Raw genomic sequence first — 16,922 nt, 5'->3', positions numbered from 1 at the left:
TTGTCAGAAGTTAACAAATCAGAAACTAATAAATAAAGACATTAATTAAATAACTGACCAATCATATCTGATGTTCTCTTGATCAGAAATTACGAAAACCAACTTACACCTAGAGCATTGCTAATACAGCAAATTTTGCAGAAATTGGTAGTTTTTTTGAGGCCGCTGATGAGCGGTAAATGCTGTGGGGAAGATGCATGAAAAACGAATGGTTACGAAATAAAGCAAAGCCGCCTATATGCAATTTTGACGACTAATTGTTAACAGGATGCCCGGGCTGACCGGTTTGCTGCAGCGCAGGATGTAAGGCACAGAACCCTTATGGCCACGTGGCTTACAGACTGGATCGGTAAGAAACAGGGCGCCAAAAAGTCGATCCGAAAGCACCCTCGTAAACCCTGGGTTGTGAGATTTGTAGTGAATGAATGTCAATTTTCTAAAACTGAGGAGGAATTAGTGGTTTTTGTGCCAGCACTTGTAAGAGGTGCTAGCTTGGGTGCAGAGGCCACTAAAATCTATAAATATTAATATTTCCAATGAATGGAGTTGATGTGATAAAAAATTATTTGCATCGCATGCGCTCACCAGCGCAAGGGGCTGCGTCAAGGCCCGGGGGGAGCGCTCTCAGCGGCGCGGCCATCAGCAAGGCCCTTTTGGTATTGGCGGGCTTGTGCGCCCTGGCCAGCCCGGCGCAAGCGGCCATCACCATCACCAGCACGGTGGTCAATGCCGACGGCAGCGGCCCGTTCGACGCCAACAACAACCCTGGCAATGACAGTGGTCCCACCAACGGCGTGGTGCGCAGCCAGGACTCGGTCCTCTACACCATCAACTACAACGCCTCGGATACCAGCAACAGCGTGATCACCGCGACCTTGCCTGCGGGCATGCGTTGGGATGCGACCGCCACTGCTGCTACCGTGTGTAATGGCCCTGGCGGCGGCAGCTTGAACGCGGCCCGAACCGTGCTGACCTGTAACCGCCAGCCCGCCAGTGCGGGTGTGGAGTCGTTCCAGGTGCTCAGCTGGGTGGGCAATGTGGCCAATGGCGCCTCGGTGGCGCTGACGGCAGCTTCGGGCGCCACGTCGGCAACGTCCACCCCTGTCACCGTGTCTGCCACGCCCAAAACCGACACCCGCGTACGGGCGGAAGCGGGCACTATTGTGCGTGTGGAAACCTCGCCAGGCGTTTGGCAGCGGCGCATGCCCTTGGCCATCAGCCTGGGCGCTTTGTTGCCAGCCAGTGGCAACTTCAAGGGCTATGAGGCGTTGCAAAACCCGGTGGCTGTCACCATCAAGGTACAGTCCGGTGCGGTGGTCACCAACTGCCCCGCCGGGGCCACCTGCACGCAGTCTGCCCCGGGCGCCGATGTGACGGTGCAGCTCAACAGCCCCGTCACCCATTTCCTCGATGCCGCTGCTGTCGGTGGCATGGAAGCCGATTGGCGAGGCACGGCTTTGGCGACTGTCGAGATTGGCGTGCCTGAGATCCCGAACTTCCCGGCGGGCCAAGTCAGCTATATCACGGCGCAATTGGCCAGTTTTGCGCCACTGGGTCTGGGCGGCCAGCCCAATGCAGTGCCAGGACCGGGCTACCAGCCGGGCTTTAGCTGTGCTGCCAACACCACCGTGAATCCCTCGCAAACCTGTATTAGCGTGGTTGTGAACCGGACCCAGACCGTGCAGCTGACCATCAGCGGCGGCGCGGTGTATGACGTTAGCAATTACATGTATGGCGACGGCCATGGTTACACCCAGGGCTTTGAGAAAGTGGTGCCTGGCCAGACTTTTAATGCCCTGCTGGGCCTGGCCAACCGTCCAACCTCCGAAGACCCGGCCACCGATGCGCAATCCTGCGTCGCCTGGAATCCGGCCTTGCTGGAGCTGCGTGCTGCCGCCAGTCTGAAGGTGGGTACCACCACGCTCTTTTACATTCCGACCCATCTGGGATTTCCCGATGTGGCCCCCGCTGACATGGTGCTGGAGTATTCGGCCCAGCCCTATGCCGATGATGCCGCGCGCCGTGCCGCCAACTGCGGGGTAGCCGGTGACAACAATCCGCTGTGGACCAGCAACTACGCATCGCTGCCGCCCAACACCATCACCAGCGTGCGCTATGCCTACAGCCCCAGTTTGACGCCTGGCCAAGCCGTAGGCCTGGTGCTGCCGCTGCAGCGCAGCAGCAGTCCCGCATCGCTGGCGCTGGCCGATGATGCACCACTGCCCTGGTTCCGCCAGTACTTTACGGCGGCCAGCGGTCGGGTGTATTCCAACTATGACGGCAACAGCAATACCAACGGTGGGAACGGTGGCGGTTATGTGCAGGCCACCTCAGCGCTGGTGCGCCACCGCATTGCGCTGCCGGGCAGTGTGTCGCCCGGCGATATTTTCCCGATCAGCGTCACGCCCACCACCATTGGCGCGACCACGCCGGGTGTTGATGGTGTCTCGCGCAATGTGCAGATCACCATTGACTTCCCCAACACCTATATCCAGCCGTTGGAAAGCTCGATTGCGCCGTCTTTGCCGCCCGGGGCAACCTATGTGCTCACCCCCGCCGATCTGGGCCCGGACAGCCTGCCCGGCACGGCCGATGATGGCGCGCCCGCCAAGCTGGTGCTGACCCTGGGTGACCTGGCAGCGCCCGGTGGCGCCGTGGGCCCGGCCCCTTACCAGGGCCATGCCACCGCGCACCCGGCCATCACCTTCCAGGCCCAGGCGGCCTATATCTCTCCGGTGGGCACCTACCCGCTGGTGGGTCTGGTGGCGGCCAGCAATGACCTGAGCTTTGCCGATTACACCGGCGTGGCCAATATATTCCCTACGGCCTTGCTGCAAGACCGCACCGAGCGGGTCAGCACCACGGTGTCAGGCGTTGCCGGCTTCCAGATGAGCAAGGCGCTGGTCAGCGGCGGCACGGTCGACAACAACGACCCAGCCAACCCGGTGACCCGCATCACCGCCGGCCAGCCCTTTACCTATGCGATCTCGTTTGGCAATGCCACCAGCACGGCCAAGGGCCAGCTGCGCATGGTTGATGTGCTGCCCTTCGATGGCGACGACCGCGGCACCACGGGCCTGGGCCCGCTGCAAATGATCAGCGCCACCGCCGCCATGGGCGGCTCCGGCCAGGGCACGATCGGCATCGAGTACACCACCACGGCTGCGGCCACGGTGCGTGCTGCCGTCCAAACCCCCGGCAATGAAGATGCGGCCACCGGCGTGGCCTGGACGGCCTATGCCGGCGGTGCCTTCCCTGCGGGTGTGACGGCGCTGCGCTTTACCACCAGCTCGACGCTGCAACCGGGCTACAGCGGTATTGCCAACCTGACGATGCGCAGCACCTCGCCGCTGACGCCCACTACCCAGCTGTTCAACGACGTGTTTGGTCGCGAGCTGAGCCCGGGCGGCCTGGTGCTGAGCGCCAGCGGCCAGGTGGAACTGCGTGGCCAGGCAGCTGCCAGCCTGACGGGTCTGGTGTTCAACGACCTGAACATGAACAACACGCTGGACGCTGGTGAAGCGGGCGTGTCGGGCATCACCGCCACACTGACCTGCGATGCCGGCCCCTCCTGCACGGCGGGCGAAACGCATAGCGCCGTGACCGACGCCTCGGGCGTGTACAGCTTTGCGCCGGGCGCTACGGTCGACGGCCAGGCCAACTTCCCGGGTCTTGCCAGCGGCTCCTGGACCTTGAGCATCGCCCCCGGTGCACAGTGGCTGGCCGTCGGCGCCACCCCCGGTACCGTCAATGGCACAGCCTCCGGCACGGCCGTGGACCGCAGCATCAGCGGCATTGCGGTGCCCACGGGCGCGGTGGCGGTGGACTACCTGTTTGCCGAGCGCCAGCAGGGCAGCCTGACCATCAACAAGGCGCTGGCATTGCCCGCTGGTGTGACCGGTCCTTTTGACTTTGCGTTCACCGCAACCTGTGACCTGCCCACCGCCGGCTTTACCTACCCTGCCACCTTGACCGGCTACCCGGCCAACACCTCGGTGACGATTGACGAGGTGCCCGCGACTGCCAACTGCACGGTGACGGAGGACAACTCCCTGCCCACGGCTCCTCCCTCGTACGAATGGGCGGCTCCCTCGGAGCCTGCGCCCGTGGTGATCGCGGCCAACGGCAATGTGGCCGTGACGGTGACCAATACGCTCAACGCGCTGTATGGCAGCATCACGGTGACCAAGGACCTGGTCCTGCCAGCCGATGTGCCCGGTCCGTTCAACTTCAGCTACACGGCAACCTGCGATCTGCCTACCGCTGGCACGGTGTACTCCGGTACGTTGACGGGTTACCCGACGGCGACTGCAGTGACCATTGCCAATGTGCCCGCTGGCGCGCAGTGTGTGGTGGCCGAAGGCCCACTGCCTGCAGCACCTGCCAACTACAGCTGGGGCCCTGCCGCAGCCAATGTGCCGGTGACCGTGCCTTTGAACGCATCGGCACCCGTGACGATGGCCAGCAGCCTGGTGCGGTCGATGGCCGGTATTGAAGTGACCAAGACCCTGGCGCTGCCCAGCGGTGTGACCGGCCCCTTCAGCTTTGGCTTTACCGCCACCTGCAACCTGCCCAGCGCGGGCTCGACCTTCAGCGCGACCTTGGCCAACTACCCGACCAACACCCGGGTGACGATCCCTGGCATCCCCTCGGGTGCGAGCTGCGCGGTGACGGAAAACACCCTGCCAACCGCACCGGATGGCTACGAATGGGCAGCGCCTAGCGTGCCTGCACCGGTCACGGTGCCCAGCAGTGGCGTGGCTTCGGTGGCGGTGACCAATGCGCTGAACCAGCAGTTTGGCAGCATCACCATCAACAAGACGCTGACCCTGCCCAGTGGCGTCACCGGTCCGTTCAACTTCACGTATACGGCCACCTGTGATCTGCCCAGTGCCGGCACGGTGTTCCCTGCGAGCCTGAGCTACCCGACCGCGACGTCGGCCACCATTGCCAATGTGCCCGCTGGCGCGCAGTGTGTGGTGGCCGAAGGCCCGCTGCCCACGGCACCCGCCAACTTCAGCTGGGGCCCGGCGGCTGCCAATGTCAACGTCACGGTGGCTGCCAACAGCGCCATTGCCGCCACGATGGCCAGCACCCTGGTGCGCCAGCAAGCGGGCATTGAAGTGACCAAGACCCTGGCACTGCCCAGCGGTGTGACGGGCCCCTTCAGCTTTGGCTTTACCGCCACCTGCGACCTGCCTAGCACTGGCTCGGTCTACACCGCGACCTTGGCCGACTACCCGACCAACACCAAGGTGACGATCGCCAATGTGCCAGCTGGTGCCAACTGCACGGTGGTGGAAGAGCAGCCACTGCCCACGGCGCCTGCCAACTACGTGTGGGCGGCTCCCTCGGTGCCCGCACCCGTCGTGGTGCCCAGCACCGGCGCGGTGGCAGTCGGTGTGACCAATGCACTCACCGGGCAGACCGGCGAGATCCTGGTGAACCTGAACACCACCCTGCCCGATGGCGTGACCGGTCCCTTCAGCTTTGTCGTGACTGCCACTTGCAACCTGCCAACGGCGGGAACCACCCACAGCGTGACCATCGTGTCGCCACCGGCCAGCACGACCGGCACCATCACCGGTGCCCAGGCCGGCGCTGAGTGCACGATTGCGCAAACCTTGCCTGCCGCACCGGCTGGCTACCAGTGGGATGCGCCAACGGTGGAAGGCAGCCCAGTGACCATTGCCGCCAACACCAATGTGCCTGTGACGGTGAGCAACAGCCTGGTCAAGGCACAAGCGGGCACGCCAACGCCCGTGCCGGTGGACAGCCGCGTGGCCCTGCTGCTGCTGGCGCTGCTGCTGGCCGCCGGCGCCAGCCTGCAACTGCGCAAGCGCTAAACCCGCATCCAGCAGGGCGAGCCACTCCGCACTGCTGGCCTGGTGACCACAACCAGCAAAACCGGGGCTTGATGCCCCGGTTTTTTTACGCCTGTTGGTTGGCTGCCCTTGTGCGCCAAGGCCCGCTTGTTGCGCAAGCGCGCTGCCGCTGCGAGCGCCCCAGCGGCTTTGACGACCGCTGGCGCTAATTCAGCAGCCCGGGCAGAAAATCGCTGGCCCGGCGAAACCGGAAACGTTGGTAGGCACGCAGCCGGTAGGTGTGCACCGTCGCGGCGCTGATGGACAGCGCGGTGCCAATGTCCTGGGCGCTGTCCCCCAGCAAGGAGCGCGCAATGACCAGGCGCTCGCGCTCGGTGAGAGACGGAAAGCTGCGCTGCAGGCGCGTCAGAAGCACCGCTTCGGCATCAACTTCTGGCCGGGTCAGGGTAGCCGATGCACCGACCCGGGCATGCAAGGCCACCATCGCCAGCTGCCCCAGGGCGGTCAGCTGCGGACTGGGGCAGTCCGACTGCACATGCAGGCCCCGGTAAAAGCTCAGAATCAGCAGGCGCTGCGATGCATCACCCCAGGTGAAGCTGAGCTTGTCGACAAAGCCCGGTTGCTCAAAACACAGTTCGCGGTACTCGCCCGAGGGCAGGTGGCAGGCCCGCACCTGCTGAGAGAACGCCCCGCTGCGCTTGCCCCGCAAGGACTGGGCCTGCAGCACCGGGTCCATCGCATGGAAGCGCCGGGCGTAGGCGCCTGTCCGCTCGGCAATGCCCCGGCGCTCGCCTGCGGCCAGAACCTCATGCACACCGCCCGCTGCATCGACCTGGTAGGCGAAGATTTCCTCCACCTGGTCAAGGCCGCGCGAGGCGCCCAGCAGCGTTTGCGCAAAATCGGGCGACAGCGCCGCATCGAGCAGCGACTGCCCCATCGAGGGATCGAACATCAACGCTTGCATGGTGGCGACTCCTTGCTGCGGCCTGGGCAGCCTTCTTGGTTGTTGTGGGTGGCATCGTGGCACAACGCGGGCCATCGCGGGGCGCTGCCCCGCTGGCACCCGCTACTGCTTGAGATCGACGCCCATGCGCTCCCGCGTGGTGCTGACGGCAACCAGCGACAGCAGGGCCAGCCCCATGATATAGATGCCAATGTAGGTGGACTGGCCGTAGCTGGTGATGAGCCACTGCGCAATGGATGCGGCAAAGGCCCCGCCCAGGATGGTGCCCAGCGCATAGCCCACCGACACGCCCGAGTAGCGCACATGGGCCGGAAACATCTCTGCATAGAGCGCGGCCTGCGGGCCATAGGTGAGGCCCAGCGGAATGCTCAGCAGCGCCAGCGCCACAAAGAACAGGCCCAGGCTGCCCGAATCGACCAGCCACCACATCGGCACCGCCCACAGGGCCAGCAGCACATAGCCGATCTGGAAGGTGCGCACCCGCCCCCAGCGGTCGCCCAGGATGCCGCCCACCAGCGTGAACACCAGCCAGCTCAGCGAGGCGGCCATGGTCACCATCAGCAGTGGCGTGGCCGACAGGCCCAGCTTGTTGCGGCCATAGGCCACAAAGAACGCAATGAGCAAGTAGCCAGCGGCGTTGTTGCCGACAAAGATCAGCGCGGTGCGCAGCACGGTGCCGCCGTGGTGGCGGAACAGGCTGCGCAGCGGGGTGGATGACGCCGCCTTGCGGGCATGCATCTGCTCAAAGATCGGCGACTCGCCCACGCTGCGGCGAATCAAGGTGCCGACCCCGATCAGCACAATCGACAGCAGGAACGGAATGCGCCAGCCCCAGGTCATGAACTGCTCGTTGGACATGGACGAGGTCAGGATGCTGAGCACCAGGGTGGCCAGCAGCAGGCCAATGGGCACCCCGATCTGCGGAAAGGAGCCGAAAAAGCTGCGCCGGTGGCGCGGGGCGTGTTCCACCGCCATCAGCGCCGCGCCGCCCCATTCACCGCCGGCAGAAAAGCCCTGCACCACGCGCAGCACAACCAGCAAGATGGGCGCCCATACCCCAATCTGGGCATAGGTGGGCAGCAGGCCGATGAGCATCGTCGCGCCCCCCATCAGCACCAGGGTCATCACCAGCACGGCCTTGCGGCCCAGCCGGTCTCCCAGCGAGCCGCAGACGACCGCACCCAGCGGCCGGAACAAGAACGAGATGCCGATGGTGGCAAAGGAAATGATCTGCGCCATGGCCGGGTTGTGCTGGGCCAAAGGCCCAAAGAACAAGGTGCCCAGCACCAGGCCGGCCATCTGTGCGTAGATGAAGTAGTCATACCATTCGATGGCCGTGCCGACCAAGGTGGCGGTGAGCACCCGGCGTTCATCCGGGGTGGTGGTGCCTGCCCGCGACGCGGGCAGGCTGCTGATCGATGAATTCCCCATGTGCTTGTCTCCTTTTATAAAGTGGGTCTATGCCCTATTTGCTGGCTGGCGCTGGCGTTGCGGCTTGCGAACAGGCCACCGAGCCACCGGGCCACCGAGCCATCGGGACACCGAGCCAAATGAAGGCCCCGGGGCGCGGTCAATCCGCCGCTTCGCCCGCAGCCGAGCCAGCCAGTGCGATGGCGCTGAGCACCACGCTGCTGTCGCCAATATGGTTGGCCAGCAGCAAGATCAGCCTGGCACTGGCCTGCAGGCTTTGGGCCTCGTCCAGGCCCTCGTGCATCTGCAACAGTTGCTGGTAAATATCATCGACGCGCTCCAGGTTGGGGTGGCGGATCAGGCGGGTCATGGCCGTGCTCCTGTGGCAGGGGTGAATCGGTTGGGCAACGGGGCGGCACCGGTGCTGGCGCAAGCGGTATCCAGCGCCGCTTGCAAGACGCTGGCCGCGACCGGTGCCTGAAAGCGCGCGGCCACATACTGGTCCGGGCGGATCAGGTAGCCGCAGCCCGGCGCCAGCGCATAGCGCGCCTGGAGCAGGGCCGTGTCGCCCAGCGCGGCAATATCGAGCAGCTCGACGCCCTCTGGCACAGCCTCATGCCATTGGTGGGCCAGCAGCACAAAGCGCCCACCCAGGCGCGGCAGCAGCCAATGCCCGGCCAGCGGCGCGTCCACCGCCGGCGAGCCGGGGCGCAGTCCGCCTGCCCAGGGCTGGGCATCGGCGGTGTTGAGCGCGCTGTGCGGGCAGTGGATGGCCGTGGACAGCCTTCCGGAGTTGACAAAGGGCCGGGCCCAGGCTTCGCGCGCTGCCAGCTCCAGCACTGCATCGCGCAAGGCCCGGCTCGCGGTGCTCTTGGGCGTGAGGAAGTCGGTGGAGCGGCTCGAATGCAGAATGTTCTCATCGGCCATCGCAATGGCCTCGTCGTTGTAGCTCTCCAGCAGCGCCTCCCCCGCCTCCCCGCGCAGCACCCGGTCGAGCTTCCAGCCCAGGTTGTCGGTATCGGCCAGGCCGCCATTGCAGCCGCGCGCGCCAAAGGGCGACACCAGATGGGCGCTGTCGCCGGCAAACAGCACGCGGCCATGGACAAAGCGCGCCATGCGGCGGCACTGGAAGGTGTAGATGCTGTGCCACTCCTTGCTGAACGGCACCCCGGGCCCCAGCATCGCGCGCACATAGCGCTCCACGTTCTCGGGCTGGGCGCAGGCCTCGCGGTCAATGCCCCAGCCGAGCTGAAAATCCAGCCGCCACAGCCCATCGGGCTGGCGGTGCATCAGCGCCGACTGGCCCGGGTTGAACGGTGGATCAAACCAGAACCAGCGCTCGGCAGGGCGCTCCTCGGGCATGCGGATGTCGGCGATGAGGAAGTTCTCCTCAAACACCCGGCCGTTGAAGTCCAGCCCCATCAGGCCGCGCAGCGTCGACTTGCTGCCGTCGCAGGCGATGAGCCAGTCGGCCTCCTGCGTGTAATGCTGCGCGCCCGCCTGCACGCCCAGCCGCACATGGTCCTCCAGGATCTGCAAAGACTCGATCTGCTGGCCCAGGCGCAGCTGCACATTGGGCAGTGCGCGCAACGCATCGAGCAAGGCCTCTTCGACGTAGTACTGCTGGATATTGATAAAGCCCGGGTACTGCTGGTCCTTGATGGGCAGCATGTCGAACTGGTAGATGGGCTCGGCGCGCGCGCCCCAAAACACCTTGCCCACATTCCAGGTCACGCCCTTGTCCAGCAGTGGCTGGCCCAGTCCCAGGCGCTCGAAGATATCGAGCGAGCGCTTGGAAAAGCAGATCGCCTTGGAGCCCCCCGGCACAAAGTCCAGCCGGCTGATGACCACGACCGCATGGCCGCGCTGGGCCAGGTCCAGCGCCATGGCCAGCCCCACGGGCCCGGCCCCGGCGATGACCACGCTGGCGCGCGGCGGCTGGCGGCTGGCTGCCGGCGTGGCCCCGATATGGCGCCACACCGGAATGCCCCCCTGCTGCGGGGGGGCGGGCGGCGCGGCGGCACTGCGCGCCTGCGCCACGGAATGCATCGTGCTCGCTGCCATGGCGCTCACCCTTGCAGCTGGGCCCAGACGTCCCGGTCGCGCTCGGCCGTCCAGATGCGCGGCCAGCTGATGCCGTCGAACTCGTCCCACAGGCGCTGCACATTGAACGGCAGGCAGTGCTCAAAAATGGGCCAGCGGCCAAACTGGGGCGCCAATGCCTGGTGGGTGGCCTCAAAAGCCTCCTTGAGCGTGCTGCCGCGCCGGAAGACCGGCCCCACCTGGTCGATCATGCCCTGGAGGAACGAACGCGTTTGCTCGATGGCCGCGTCGCATGCCGCTTCGCCCCGGGCCACCGCGCCCCGGCCGCCGACCAGGTTCTGCGCGCGGTACTGCTTGAGCTGGTCCAGCGTTGCGCCGGCCCATTCAAAGTGGTGGGCATCGCCCGTGTACAAGGCCGCTTCGGCCTCCACCAGATCGCCCGCAAACAGGGTTTTGCTCTTGTCGTGCCAGACCACGATGTCGCCCGCCGTATGGCCCCGGCCGTTGAACTGCAGCTCCAGCTTGCCGCGCTCGCCTCCCAGTTCGATCTCGTGGCGGGTGGCAAAGGTCTGGGTCGGCCGGGTCAGGCCCGGAATGCCCTCGAACTCCTTGAACAGGCGCGGCATGCGGCCGTATTCGCTGGCCCAGTCCTGCTCGCCGCGCTCCTCGATCAGCTGGCGGGTCACGTCGCTGCTGATGATGTGCTCGGCCTCAAAGGCCGATGCGCCCAGCACGCGCACGGCATGGTAGTGCGTCAGCACCAGGTATTTGATGGGTTTTTGCGTGTGGGCCCGCAGCGTGCGCAGCCAGTCACGCGCTGCCGCTGGTGTGGCGCGCGCCTCGATCGCGACAATAAAGTCCTCGCCCTCGATCGCGCCCACATTCGGGTCGCCTTGCGCGGTCAGCGCATAGACCCCCTCGCCCAGGATCTCCAGTGTCTCGGTTTTGGCCGTCATGTCGGCCGATGATGCAAAAGGTTTTGCCATCGCTTTGGTGCTCCTCGGTAGTCCATCCATGGTGTTCATTCACGCCAACGCGGCTGCCTGCCAAGCCAAGCCCGGCCCTTGCCACAGCGTCTGCGCCCATGCCAACCAGTCTGCTGTGGCTATCCAGCGCTGTCTGTCCATAGGTTGATGGACAAGCAGCACGGATCGGGCAAGGCGGTGTTGATTTGCCTCAGGTTTTTTTGCGAGCACACGGGTATATCCCTAGCTTTGTTCACCTCGCCATGGGCACAACCGCTGCGCCATGCACGGGCCGCTTGGGCCGTCTCTGCTGCGGCACCCACCCCCGGCAGACCCGATGGCCTGTCAATCGCTAAAAATGCTTTTAATCAATTAACAACACAATCGCAATAGATTGCATTTTATCAATCGGTAAATTTTCTCAATAGCTTTTGCGTATGTATGATGACTTTTCACACGATATCTCTGCAGCGCAAGGTCGCCTCCTTGCGGCCCTTGTGCGCCATCAGGGCCGCGTAACAGCAGGCGCTTGCTACGGCCGGCCGCAACAGCCGCCCGCAACAGCCGCCCGCGAGGCGGTCCATCGGTTTGCGTTGCAGATCTGTTTTTTAGATGGACAAGTTAAGAGAGGAAGCAATGAAAAATTTCCCCCATTTTTTCAGGCTATGCCTGGCGGCTTTGTTGCTATGCGCGGGTGCACAGCAGGCCTGGGCACAAAAGGTGCTGCTGCTGACGACCAATGTTGCTGGCGCCAATGCAGAGCCCGTGGATGCCCGAGACGCCTTCAACCTGCTGCAGGGCGAGTTTGCGGGCGCATTGGCCAACCCCAGTGATCTCACCCGACTGTCGGTACTAGGAGATGCCGGTGCAATTTCGCAATCCACTTTCACCGATGCCCCGGGCCCCTATGATCTGGTAATCGTTGCAAGTGCCTACACAGCCATTCATGCCAGCAATTGGGCAGTGTTGCAAAGTGCGGTCACCAATCGCTGGGCCAATTCCATCGTATTTTTCGTGGATGGCTGCTGCCGAGCAATTAATGGAGATAACGCACAACGGCTGATCGATGCACTCAACACGGGAGCAGGTGCCAGTTTTTCGATAGGAACCACCCTATCAGGCTATGCCGAGTTTCCTCTTAATACCAACTCCCCATCCTCTTCTTCCTTTGCAGGACTCAACCCATTTGCAGGTGGTGACATCACCTACATCAACAATGTGCCTGCTAGCAATGCGCTGTATCTGGCCAGGGGCACGCCTTCAAGCAGCTTTCCCCCTGCAGGGGGCTCTCCCATCGATAATGTCTACGGGCTGCTGATCCCTTCCTCGCAGTCCAACAACGGCAACGGCGCCTGCGTGTTTGCGGTGACCGATCTCACCCCATTTGCTGCCGGCGTGCCTGGCTCCCCGACTTGGGCTAACAACCAAGGCAAGGTAGCGCCCGCCTTCCTGGACGCAGCCACCTCCGAGACCGGCGCCTGCGGCTTGCCCAAGGTCAGCAAAAGCTTTGACAAAAGCGATATCTACCTGGGCGGCAGCGACAACAGCACCGTGCTGACGATCAACCTGTCCAATGGCACGCCCGATCCCATCAGCAATGTCGATATGACCGACAACCTGCCCGCGCCTTTGGTGGTCGGCGCCGGTGCGGTGGGTAATACCTGCACGGGCGGCAGCCTCAGTGCCGTAGCCGGCGCCAATGTCATCCGCAGCAGTGGTGTGACCATTCCGCCAGGCGGCTGCAGCATCACGGTGCCGGTGGTCTGGCCCAACACCGATGCTGGCCGTCAGGCTTGCATGGACACCCCATCGGTGACCAACACCATCACGCCGGGCACGGACTTTGTCTCGCCGATTGGCCAGGTCAACACGCCAGCGACGGCCACGCTGGCCTGCCAGCCCGCGCAACTCTCCATCGCCAAGCAAGTGGTCTGGCCGGCGAACATCACGCCGGTGGATCTGACCGGCAGCAGCTTCCCCGTCTCGGTGGTTTGCACCGGCAGCGATGGGCTGGCCTTGCCCGCGATCGACACCTCGATCACGCTGGATACGCCCAAGACCGGCAGTGTCACAGTCACGCCAGTAATCGCCAGCGGCAGCTGCGTGGTGACCGAGGGCACACGCCCCGCGCCCCCCGCCAACCATATCTGGGTGGAAGACCCGGCGCCCAGCGTCTCCGTCGCCATGGCCGCGCCGCCAGCGGCCAACCATGCGCTGCTGATCAACACCTTGGCACGCGCCAATACCGATATCACCATCAGCACCACCGTGACCGGCGGCCCGGCAGCGGGCATCAGCGGCCGCTTTGGCTATACCGCCAACTGCGGCGCCGATGGCAGCTTTAGCGCCACCGTGAACCTGAGCGGCAGCAGCGCTGGCGCGATTGCCATCACCAATGTGCCTGTGGGCGCCAGCTGCACGGTGGAGCAAACGCCCCCCATGCCCGCGGCCCCCGCAGATTACATCTGGAGCGAGACGCTGCCGGTACCGGTGGACCTGGTCACCGGTGCCAGCGGCAACACGGCGTCCTTTGTCTACACCCTTGTGCGGACGGTGCCGGCCGTGCCCGCTGCAGTGCCCACGCTGCAGCAATGGGCGCTGGTGGTGCTGTCGCTGATGCTGCTGGGTGCTGCCACGCTGCGCCGCCGCCAGGGCGGAATGCACTAAGCCACTGCGCGGCAGCAGGGGCTGGGTGGGCCACTCCACCGGGCTCCTGAGCGCCGCTACGCCAAACCGCCGGGGCAGCTGCCCCGGCTTTTTTGTGCCCGCGCCAGGGTGCAGCAGCGGCGGCGGCGCACTGGGCACCAGCAATAAAAATGCCCCGGGCGCAGGCCACGGGGCATCGATTGGATAGGGCAGGGTGGCCGTGCAGCGCACCCTGGGGTCTTGTTAGGCCGCGACGCGCCGCAGGCTCAGACCAGCTTTCGGCGGGCAAGGCCGACCAGCAGCAAACCCAGGCCCGCCAGCGCCAGCGGGTGGCCGACCGGCACGGCCTTGGGCACGACGACCACGGGTGCAGTCACCTCCAAGGTGACGGTGGCAGTATCGCATTGCGTGGCCTGCACGGTGCTGCAGATCTGGTAGCTCACCGTGTAGGCACCCGGCGTAGCGGTCGTGCCAATCAGCACATTGCCATCGGGCGTGACGGTGATGCCGGTGGGCCAGGTGCCCACGGGCGTCAGGGCCACATTGCTGGTGGTGGCGGGTGCCGCATCGACCGTGTCATTGGCCAGCACATTGACGGCGGTGACTGTGCCACTGCTGGGGCGGGTAATGGCAGGGGCGGTGTCATTGACGGCGTCCACCCCAATCAGCTGCACCCCGCCAATGCCCTTGAAGGCAAAGATAAAGGTGTTGGGCGTGCCATCGGTGCTGGGGGTTCCGGGCGGATTCTGGCTAGGTTTGCCCAGCGAATAGGCCTCGGCGCCAAAGGCGGCCAAGGCTGCCAGCGCATCGACCTGGTTGCCCGCTGCGCCATAGCCAATGGTGAACTCCACCTTGGCGCCGGGAGCAATGGTGCCAAAGTTGAAGCGGAAGTGCGCGCCGTGGTCCTCGGGGCCACTGTCCTCAATATCCTGGTTGGTAAACAGAATGCCAGCGTCGGGGTTCAAAGGGTCTGCGTTGTGAAAACCGTTGTCGCTGGAGAAGACCAGCGCCGTGCTGCTGCCGCGCTGGATGGTCGTGTATTCGCTGAACTGGGTGGGGAACACATCCCAGTCCATTGCGCGGCCATACAGGGCTTCGACTGGTGCGGACGAGATGTTCTCGATCGTGACCTTGACTTCGTAAATATTGCTGGTGGCCGAAGAAGGCGCAAAAGCATGGGTCACACGGAAGGTATTGAAGGCATTGGCCACGGCGGTAGCGGTGGTGGCCGTAGCGCTGAAAGACTCTGACGTAATCCCTTGAATACCGACATCGGCGCCGGTATAGCCCGACGTATTGCTCAGGGCATCGGCAACGCCCCAGGCCTCGCAGAAGCACCCTGGTGTCAGCCCATCGGCACCACTCGTCAAATAGGTAATGCCAGTCAGCGGCGATATTTCCTGGGGCATCAGCGAGCCATCGTTGCGCACCCCCACCCGCAAGGTGCCATTTTCAATATTGGCCTGCGCCAGCACGATCGCCGGCACGGCAACCACCATCCCCGCCAACAGTTTTCCTAGTTTCATGCTCTCACCTCATTTAGTATTTAAATTTATGATGAGGTTTTTTATCATAGTTATAAGAGATGAAAAAATTACTATACCAAACTTATGGCGTTAGAAATACCTCATAAAAACATGGACTTGTGTAGATGTCTGGAGTCAATTTTCTGAATGCATGTGATTATTCACTTTTGTCAAACATTGTCAAAATCTTGCTATCAAATATTCTTGATATAGGTCATGAAAATGGGGTTGCAACGCATTGCAATGCCTGCGCATTTGATTCGCAAGGCGAGAGAGGAAGTCGTCGTTTTTGACCTGCAGGGGGTGCGCAATGCTGGCTGCAGCACATTCCGCCCATGGATGGGCGGTGTTTATCTGGGTGGCTCGCTGCATATGGCTGTTGATGGCCGCCTGAGCGCAGCGCTGGCATGGGCCCCTGGGGTGTTGCACCTGCACGCGCCAGTGGGGGCGATGGCCGCAGGCCTCAGCGGCTGACCCGGCTGGCCAGATGGGCGGGGTAGCGCGCACCTTCAATGGCAATGCGGTCCAGGGCCTCGCTGATGCGCTGCAGGTCCCCGCTGTCCAGCACGACTTGGGTGGCAGCCAGGTTCTCTTCGAGCCGGTGCAGCTTGGTGGTGCCGGGGATGGGCACTATCCAGGGCTTGCGGGCCAGCAGCCAGGCCAGTGCCACTTGCGCCAAGGTGATGCCCTTGGCCTGGGCCATGCTGCCCAGCGCATCGACCAGCGCCTGGTTGGCCTGGCGCGCCTCGGTGCTAAAGCGCGGCACGATATTGCGAAAATCATCCTGGGCAAAAGCGGCGTCTGCCTGGATCGCTCCGGTCAAAAAGCCCTTGCCCAGCGGGCTGAAAGGCACCAAGCCAATGCCCAGCTCTTCAAGCAGCGGCAAGGTGGCCTGCTCGGGCTCGCGCCACCACAGCGAATACTCGCTTTGCAAGGCTGCCACTGGCTGCACCGCATGGGCGCGGCGGATCGAATCGACGCCGGCTTCGGACAGGCCAAAGTAGCGGACCTTGCCTTCGGTAATCAGGTCTTTGACGGCACCGGCCACCTCTTCCATCGGCACGGCAGGATCGACGCGGTGCTGGTAGAGCAGGTCGATATGGTCTGTGCGCAGGCGCTGCAGCGAGGCATGGACCACCGCGCGGATGCGCTCGGGCCGGCTGTCGAGCCCGGCTTGAGAGTCACCATCCTTGAAGCCAAACTTGGTGGCAATCACCACCTGGTTGCGCACCGGCGCCAGCGCTTCGCCAACCATCTCTTCGTTCAAGGCCCCATAGGCCTCGGCCGTGTCAAAAAAGGTGACGCCCCGCGCTGCGGCATCGCGGATCAGCTGCACGCCTGCGCTGCGGCTGAGCCCCGGGCCATAGCCAAAGCTCAGGCCCATGCAGCCCAGGCCGAGGGCGGAGACCTGCAGGCCGCTGCGGCCGAGTGGGCGGGTGGGGATGGGGGTGTGGGTAGCAGAGTTCATGCCTATCAATGTAGGTATGTAGCCCCGTGATGACTAGACGGCTGACATGGCACGCCATCATGAGCGGGGCTCATC

The 16,922-nt window shown here is 64.0% G+C and carries 9 protein-coding genes; 2 read left to right on the top strand and 7 right to left on the bottom strand.

Annotated elements, in window-relative coordinates; all coding sequences use genetic code 11:
* Positions 1 to 659 precede the first annotated feature (659 nt).
* Positions 660 to 5,846 carry a DUF5979 domain-containing protein gene (locus WH265_RS09530; RefSeq protein WP_339558099.1) on the top strand — a complete coding sequence of 1,729 codons (5,187 nt, stop codon included), beginning with the start codon at positions 660 to 662 and terminating at the stop codon, positions 5,844 to 5,846.
* A gap of 184 nt (positions 5,847 to 6,030) precedes the next feature.
* On the opposite strand, the gene WH265_RS09525 is transcribed toward WH265_RS09530, so the two are convergent.
* The 5 genes from WH265_RS09525 to WH265_RS09505 form a co-directional block, all read right to left on the bottom strand.
* Positions 6,031 to 6,789 carry a helix-turn-helix transcriptional regulator gene (locus WH265_RS09525; protein ID WP_339558098.1) on the bottom strand — a complete coding sequence of 253 codons (759 nt, stop codon included), beginning with the start codon at positions 6,787 to 6,789 and terminating at the stop codon, positions 6,031 to 6,033.
* Positions 6,790 to 6,891: 102 nt separating this feature from the next.
* Positions 6,892 to 8,220, bottom strand: coding sequence for an MFS transporter (locus WH265_RS09520; RefSeq protein ID WP_339558097.1), 1,329 nt, complete (start codon positions 8,218 to 8,220; stop codon positions 6,892 to 6,894).
* Positions 8,221 to 8,359: 139 nt separating this feature from the next.
* Positions 8,360 to 8,569 (bottom strand): DUF2783 domain-containing protein, encoded by a 210-nt coding sequence (locus tag WH265_RS09515; RefSeq protein WP_312987487.1) that lies wholly within the window; start codon positions 8,567 to 8,569, stop codon positions 8,360 to 8,362.
* Positions 8,566 to 10,263, bottom strand: a complete 1,698-nt coding sequence (locus WH265_RS09510; protein WP_339558096.1) for an FAD-dependent oxidoreductase — start codon at positions 10,261 to 10,263, stop codon at positions 8,566 to 8,568. Before WH265_RS09510 ends, WH265_RS09515 begins: the two co-directional genes overlap by 4 nt.
* Before the next feature lie 5 nt (positions 10,264 to 10,268).
* Positions 10,269 to 11,228: an MBL fold metallo-hydrolase gene (locus WH265_RS09505; protein ID WP_339558095.1), complete on the bottom strand. Its 960-nt coding sequence runs from the start codon at positions 11,226 to 11,228 to the stop codon at positions 10,269 to 10,271.
* A gap of 1,197 nt (positions 11,229 to 12,425) precedes the next feature.
* Here WH265_RS09505 and WH265_RS09500 point away from each other — a divergent pair.
* A complete protein-coding gene (locus tag WH265_RS09500; RefSeq protein ID WP_339558094.1) occupies positions 12,426 to 13,874 on the top strand; it encodes an IPTL-CTERM sorting domain-containing protein in 1,449 nt (482 codons plus the stop codon).
* Positions 13,875 to 14,119: 245 nt separating this feature from the next.
* Here WH265_RS09500 and WH265_RS09495 read toward each other — a convergent pair whose 3' ends face one another.
* Both WH265_RS09495 and WH265_RS09490 read right to left on the bottom strand, forming a co-directional pair.
* Entirely contained in the window at positions 14,120 to 15,379 is a 1,260-nt protein-coding gene (locus tag WH265_RS09495) for a hypothetical protein (RefSeq protein ID WP_339558093.1), read from the bottom strand.
* Positions 15,380 to 15,842: 463 nt separating this feature from the next.
* Positions 15,843 to 16,823, bottom strand: coding sequence for an aldo/keto reductase (locus tag WH265_RS09490; protein ID WP_339558208.1), 981 nt, complete (start codon positions 16,821 to 16,823; stop codon positions 15,843 to 15,845).
* Positions 16,824 to 16,922: the final 99 nt, after the last annotated feature.

Origin of the sequence: Comamonas sp. MYb396, assembly GCF_037479555.1 — a bacterium.
GTDB lineage: Bacteria > Pseudomonadota > Gammaproteobacteria > Burkholderiales > Burkholderiaceae_C > Comamonas.
The sequence above is the reverse complement of the archived record's forward strand: the minus strand, read 5'-3'. Positions and strand labels throughout refer to the sequence as shown.

What these genes read in the sequence shown, in the direction of transcription:
- WH265_RS09520 (WP_339558097.1), bottom strand. Translation starts at nt 8,220, where the DNA reads ATGGGGAATTCATCGATCAGCAGCCTGCCCGCGTCGCGGGCAGGCACC.
- WH265_RS09525 (WP_339558098.1), bottom strand. Translation starts at nt 6,789, where the DNA reads ATGCAAGCGTTGATGTTCGATCCCTCGATGGGGCAGTCGCTGCTCGAT.
- WH265_RS09505 (WP_339558095.1), bottom strand. Translation starts at nt 11,228, where the DNA reads ATGGCAAAACCTTTTGCATCATCGGCCGACATGACGGCCAAAACCGAG.
- WH265_RS09510 (WP_339558096.1), bottom strand. Translation starts at nt 10,263, where the DNA reads ATGGCAGCGAGCACGATGCATTCCGTGGCGCAGGCGCGCAGTGCCGCC.
- WH265_RS09515 (WP_312987487.1), bottom strand. Translation starts at nt 8,569, where the DNA reads ATGACCCGCCTGATCCGCCACCCCAACCTGGAGCGCGTCGATGATATT.
- WH265_RS09495 (WP_339558093.1), bottom strand. Translation starts at nt 15,379, where the DNA reads ATGAAACTAGGAAAACTGTTGGCGGGGATGGTGGTTGCCGTGCCGGCG.